Source organism: Corallococcus sp. 4LFB (assembly GCF_046520365.1).
Taxonomy (GTDB): Bacteria; Myxococcota; Myxococcia; order Myxococcales; family Myxococcaceae; genus Corallococcus; species Corallococcus caeni.
Window position 1 is genome coordinate 1 of record NZ_JBKGHJ010001106.1, and the last position, 929, is coordinate 929.

1 protein-coding gene is annotated in these 929 nt (G+C 75.0%); it reads left to right on the top strand.

The features are described from left to right. Window positions 1-929: ATP-dependent DNA helicase (locus tag ACLEQD_RS44345; protein WP_410391924.1), on the top strand; the 929-nt coding region annotated here is incomplete at both ends.

Here is a 929-nt window from a genome sequence, read left to right on the forward strand (position 1 = left end):
CGCAGGTGCTGGGGCCCGGCGGCGCGCTGGAGCGCGGGGGCGGGTTCCTGTCCCGGCCCGCGCAGCTGGAGATGGCGCAGGCGGTGGCGCGCACGCTGTCGGACGGCGGGCAGGTGGCGGTGGAGGCCGGCACGGGCACGGGCAAGTCGCTGGCGTACCTCACGCCCGCGGCGCTGTTCGCCGCTCGCAACGGGCTGAAGGTGGGCGTGGCGCCGCACACGAAGACGCTCCAGGACCAGCTGCTGGAGAAGGACCTGCCCCGGCTGCACCAGGCCACGGGCGGCGCGTTCGGCTACGCGCTGCTCAAGGGACAGACGAACTACCTGTGCCGCCGCCGCGCGCTGGAGGCCACGCGCGTGGAGCCGGGGATGAACCATTCGGCGCGGGCGCCCCGGGCCTACGTGCGCGCGTACCTGCGCCGCAGCCTGGATGGGGACCTGGACCGGCTGAGCCACTGGTTCCGCGAGCGCTTCCCGGGGATGCACGGGCTGGTGCCGTCGGTGCGCTCGGAGGCGGCGACGACGCTGGGCGAGCGCTGCCCGCATCACAACAAGTGCTTCTACCACTCGGCGGTGGCGCAGGCGCGCGAGGCGGACGTGCTGGTCATCAATCAGTCGCTCGCGTTCGCGTGGCCCGCGCGCTACGGGCGCCTGGACCACCTGGTGCTGGACGAAGCGCACGAGTTGGAGGACGTGGCCACCACCGCGCTCACGGTGGAGCTGTCGGACCTGGCCTTCCTGCGCCTCACGGAGCGGCTGCACGGGCGCGACGGGCGCCGGGGCCTCTTCGCGGAGCTGCGCCGCGCGCTCGCGGCCACGCGCCGGGACGAGTCCCGCGTGCTGATGTCCGAGGTGGACGACGCCCTGCGCACGCTGCTCCAGGAGGCGCGCGCGCTGGGCGAGCAGGTGACGGCCCTGTGCGAGCCCGCG